A 4,545-nucleotide genomic window follows, 5' to 3' on the forward strand; every position below is an offset into this window, starting at 1 on the left:
AGCGGGATACACTTTTTACCCGTTATTGGAAGAACGTTAGCTTCATCGCCACTATACAAATCCTTATGCATTGCCATCTGGACATACATTCGAACCATTCTATCTGTGCCTTCATATCCACCGTACAAACCCGCTATTTCTTTGGTTTAAGATTTCACCTGCATCTGAATTTGCGCCTTCATAAATAAGCCCGTCAGGGCTTATATAGTCTCGGCGGGCTTTACTCCTTGTAAACATGTCATTAAGTATATAAACGCCAACATGAGAAGCAATTTGGTGACAATTCCAGAAACAAAATGTATGATGACTGCATCTTTTGATTCAAAAAGAGAGGGTTTACTTGCAAAAAAGTATTTGCCATGAATTACAGATAAAGTTTTGGACAAGGACCCGGGTAAGCCTCTGGCGCAGTTCTTGATGATAAAGATTGTCCCGACAGATACCGCCCCGGATCGTATCTTGATCACACATGCCCGGATGGAGCGCGCGAAGCGTGCAAAGCCAGGATAGATATAGCCGGCCGGGAAATGGCGTCCCGGAAGAAAGACACAAAACATATGGGAGGTAACGTGCCAAAAGAAAAAACATTAACCCCGTTAGCTATAAACATCAGGCGGCATCGGGTACGACTCGGCCTTTCTCAGGACGAACTCGGAAGAATAATAGGTGTGAAGATAGAAACGCCTCAAGGTGCGATCAGTGGCTTCGAGATGGGCCGCAGAAAACCTAACCCTGAAATGATGAAAAAACTATGCGAGCTCTTCGGGGTGGACGAAGTGCTCTTAAGAGGTCTTGTGGATGAAGAACAGGATCGTGTCCTGCAGTTATTTAAAAAACTCAAAGACTGCGGTGACGGCAAGGCAGAAGAGTGGATCAAGTGGGCGGAATGGCAGATAGCAGGAGAGGGGCAGCCCCAACGACAGAATGATAAAAAACCAAAACAAGAAGAGTGATCATTCTCCCCTTCAAGGCCTCTTATTCCAGCGCTGATTTTATAGTCTGACGCAAGCACACAAACAGGCGGACCAAATCGCCGTCACCCGTTTTATGCCCAAAGGCGATGTAAGGATACGGGCTTGTCGAGCTAAATCTTTTTTGTACAAATCATCGTTTAACTTCCATTTGCCATCAATAAGCTCATGGAACGGGGAGGGCCTAAGTTCAGGATCTCAATATCAGATCAATTCCGCCTGTTCCCTTCGTAATATTCTCCTTTACCGTCTATAAAGTATCCCATGACTACCACCCCCTCGAAGCAAATATCTCAGCATCTGCGGCCGCCGTATGCGTAGTAGTACCAGTTCTTATATTACGAGACGAACCTACATATAAGGTAACCATATCGGTATCAATACTACCAATATCTACACCATAATTAGATGTACTTATATAACTTATAAAATCCCCCCAGGTCTCACCGCTGGTGGTCCCGCTTGCTTTAACTATTTGAGGAATACACCCTATATAATGATTTTTGCTATATGCCGTACTTACAGCTATCGGAAATTTGCCTGAAAAGTATACTCCATTAAAGGCGTATTGCCTTGGTGCGCTCATATCCAATGGCGCTATGGGAACTAAATGCGCCCAGCCTAAAAATACAACCTGAACAGGATTCCAGTTAGTACCATCACCCTTGTACATTACCATTTCACTGATGCTAAATAAAAAACTATCCGCAGCAGGGACAGCCTGACCTATAGAAGATGCATACACAGGCCGAATATTAGTTTTTCCTGTAGTTAACGCCCCAGTTGAAGGATTCCTCTGTACATAAAAATAATTCCTGCCATCTGTAACTGTAGGCAAACTCATATTCTGAGTTATGATACCCTTATAATCATCTGCCCCAGCAGCGAAATTAATTATACAAGGATAAGTTGGTGAAGCTTGAAGTCTTGCAACAAGATTTGAGACTTTCTCAATCAAATTCGTCGGATGACCACTCTGAACAGTCTGTCTTACGCTCGGTGTATTAGCAGGTATCCCCGGCTTATTGCTCAGGTCGTTATAATTACCGGTAGTGGCGACAGGGGCTAAGTTGGGTTTATTGAGAATCTCAGCTTTACCTGAATTAGCTGTCCAATCAGCGTTTACCTGATCTTCGCTGCCACCGCCGCCTGATGGCGCGTTATACCAGCCCTTATTGCCGGAGGAGTCAGTACCGTATACTTTATTGTTTCCCGGAACCGAAGAATCACCATCGAGAGTCAGTACATTATTATTGCTGACTATGGACTGATCTACCGAGAGCGCGCCACAATCTCCGGCCGCTTCTTCAATCCTTAATCCGTCGGTGGAGGTATGGAGGCATCTACCGCCCGTGACCGCGGGGACCACCCTATTCGCCGCAAGAGGGAAAATAAGAGGTACGGAACCTTTTACCCATTTCCCCGCGCCGTCTGACTGCAGAGGTACTCCCGCAGTCGTGCCGGAATCGGGAATTGATCCTCCGGGGATACCGAGAGAAAGGATACTGGATATTGACACCCTCGCCGTAGTCCCGCGAACAGATAAATCAACGGGGACTTGTGATTGAACAGATACCTCAGAATTGCCGGGCGGCAGATTTGATATACTGATTGTCTGTGCACTGGCAAATCCGGCCAACATAACGAGCGTAAAAATCACAAGAAATAGTCTTTTCATACGGTTCCATTAATATCCTATAAAAAGGAAAGCAGGTCAGAGCCACTCCACCGCATAAGGAGGATAGCTTGCACTCGATTCGCAGGGTTCCGGTATCTTCCTGATTATCGTTTCCAGTTCGTCCATATCGGTAAATAAAGCCTCACGCCCAAACTGCCGGACGACCGCCGGACGTGCGATGCCTGTACAAAATCAGGGTCGATCACTGCCTGAGAGGCGTTAATCATCACTCGCCTCCGCTCCTGATTTTCCCCACTCTTTTGAGACGGGACCCCAAAATAACCTTGATAACCTTTGCCGCCATTCCTGCCATATATACTCCAATACGGTGGGCCATGATCGCGAACTGCTGTCCGTATTGCGTCAGTTGCAAAGTCTCCATCCGTTAATTCTCATTACAAAAGTGATCGCCTTTTCCAACATTCCTGCTCCTCCAATTACTGCTGCACTGCTCCTCCCGTCACGTTATTGTCTTTAGCGAAGAGAAATGCCACGATGGTCGCAACTCCGGTGAAGACCAGCTGCCAGTCTGGTTCAGCCATTGCGAGACCATGAACAATCTGTGGGATGCCGGCAAATACCCCAAGTAACGTTGTTTTCCAGTTCTTCATTATATATCTCCTTATGTATTTTTTTGCCCCAGGTCAGGGAATGATTGATATGACGCACGCGCATCGTCCCTTTTCCCATGAGTATCTCTCCCATGGCCCTGCCATAGACGGAGGCTCCATAAGCTTTCTCATTGGCGGGCACAGGAAGGCTTCTTTCTCTTTCAGACATCATCCTCCTGTAAGAGACGACGGGTAAGGCCCGCCCTTTGAGAAGCACCGTAAGGATGGTAAGGAGTATACTGCCCATTATTCCCATGGGCCAGTATTGCAGTCTGAAGATGCCGGCCCACAGGGCAATCTATTTTCTTCCGCTCTTCAATCTCCCGTCTCATAATGTCCCTGAATTCGTCGTGAAACTCTCTATTTGGACATCTCCAACTAAACCCCTTATACGTACCCGCGCCTTATATTCGGCGGAAATCTCCGGCCTGCCACCACGGTTTTTCTGGGCTCGCGGGATCATGGCTGCTCGTTCTTCGCGAGGTCAATCACCTGATTTATGTTGTTATTCAGTTCATCCCTTAAATTTCTGATCTCATCCCTGACGACGCTTATCTGTCCCATCCAGTTTTCCTTGCAGTTGTCGCATTGCTTCTGGAATACCGCGTTGGCAAGGATATTTTTCAGGTCCTCGGCGTTCTTCTCTATCTTCGCCTTCATGATGCCGAATACAATGAGCCCGCCTGTACCCGCGCCTGCTACTGCGGAGGCGGCGTCTGCGAGTAAGTTTATTCCGGAATCCATCTATTACCTCCTTATAAGTCGCTTTATTCGTCGATAACGTCTGGAGATTCAGCAGGACCTAAAATCTCAACACCAGACACAGAGTTGAAGGAATTTGAGTTAGAAATAGCGTATCCCGCCTGTGTTGTACTTCCCGTGTACTCGTCGATAATGATGATGCCGGGGGAACCAGCAATGCCGTATCCCTGTCCTTGCGCTCCACCCCCTCCGGCTCCATAGGTCATTAACTAGGACATACCCCCCATCCCGCCGAGTCAGTCAGTTCTTACAGGTTGAGGGGAACTAGTGCCTGCCGTATCGGCCATCCGTATACCACGGTACCCTTCATGACCGTGCATACATAGCCCGAATATTGATTGACCCCCTATCTGGCATGTATCGCCCCCTAATCCGCCAAGGACCGACAACATTGAGGACGCGTCCGCCATTGTCCTGCCGCCGCCTGATGTTCCGGTAGTAACATGACCTCCTCCCCAAACGGTGTATAAAGTACCTCCTATCGTGATGGACGTATCTCCGCCGGAACTTCCGTTATTTCCAT

The 4,545-nt window shown here is 47.7% G+C and carries 7 protein-coding genes; 1 reads left to right on the plus strand and 6 read right to left on the minus strand.

The genetic code is table 11. The features are described 5' to 3' along the window. Nucleotides 1-569 precede the first annotated feature (569 nt). Entirely contained in the window at nt 570-953 is a 384-nt protein-coding gene (locus LBQ00_06855) for a helix-turn-helix transcriptional regulator (protein ID MDR2018572.1), read from the plus strand. A 286-nt stretch (nt 954-1,239) separates the two neighbouring features. Here LBQ00_06855 and LBQ00_06860 read toward each other — a convergent pair whose 3' ends face one another. From LBQ00_06860 to LBQ00_06885, 6 genes are all read right to left on the minus strand, one after another. Next, entirely contained in the window at nt 1,240-2,649 is a 1,410-nt protein-coding gene (locus tag LBQ00_06860) for a hypothetical protein (protein MDR2018573.1), read from the minus strand. Nucleotides 2,650-2,875: 226 nt separating this feature from the next. Continuing rightward, the gene (locus LBQ00_06865; GenBank protein MDR2018574.1) at nt 2,876-3,031 is read right to left on the minus strand and encodes a hypothetical protein; all 156 of its coding nucleotides are present in this window, start codon (nt 3,029-3,031) and stop codon (nt 2,876-2,878) included. Nucleotides 3,032-3,086: 55 nt separating this feature from the next. Beyond that, on the minus strand, nt 3,087-3,260 hold the full coding sequence (locus tag LBQ00_06870) for a hypothetical protein (GenBank protein ID MDR2018575.1): 174 nt from the start codon (nt 3,258-3,260) through the stop codon (nt 3,087-3,089). A gap of 459 nt (nt 3,261-3,719) precedes the next feature. Then, nucleotides 3,720-4,004 (minus strand): hypothetical protein, encoded by a 285-nt coding sequence (locus tag LBQ00_06875; GenBank protein ID MDR2018576.1) that lies wholly within the window; start codon nt 4,002-4,004, stop codon nt 3,720-3,722. Between the two features lie 23 nt (nt 4,005-4,027). Next, a complete protein-coding gene (locus LBQ00_06880) occupies nt 4,028-4,228 on the minus strand; it encodes a hypothetical protein (GenBank protein MDR2018577.1) in 201 nt (66 codons plus the stop codon). Nucleotides 4,229-4,258: 30 nt separating this feature from the next. Then, nucleotides 4,259-4,545, minus strand: a 287-nt coding sequence (locus LBQ00_06885) for a hypothetical protein (GenBank protein ID MDR2018578.1), incomplete at its 5' end; no start/stop codon positions are given.

The sequence above is a fragment of the Syntrophobacterales bacterium genome, assembly GCA_031274925.1.
In the GTDB taxonomy this organism is placed as follows: Bacteria; Desulfobacterota; Syntrophorhabdia; order Syntrophorhabdales; family Syntrophorhabdaceae; genus PNOM01.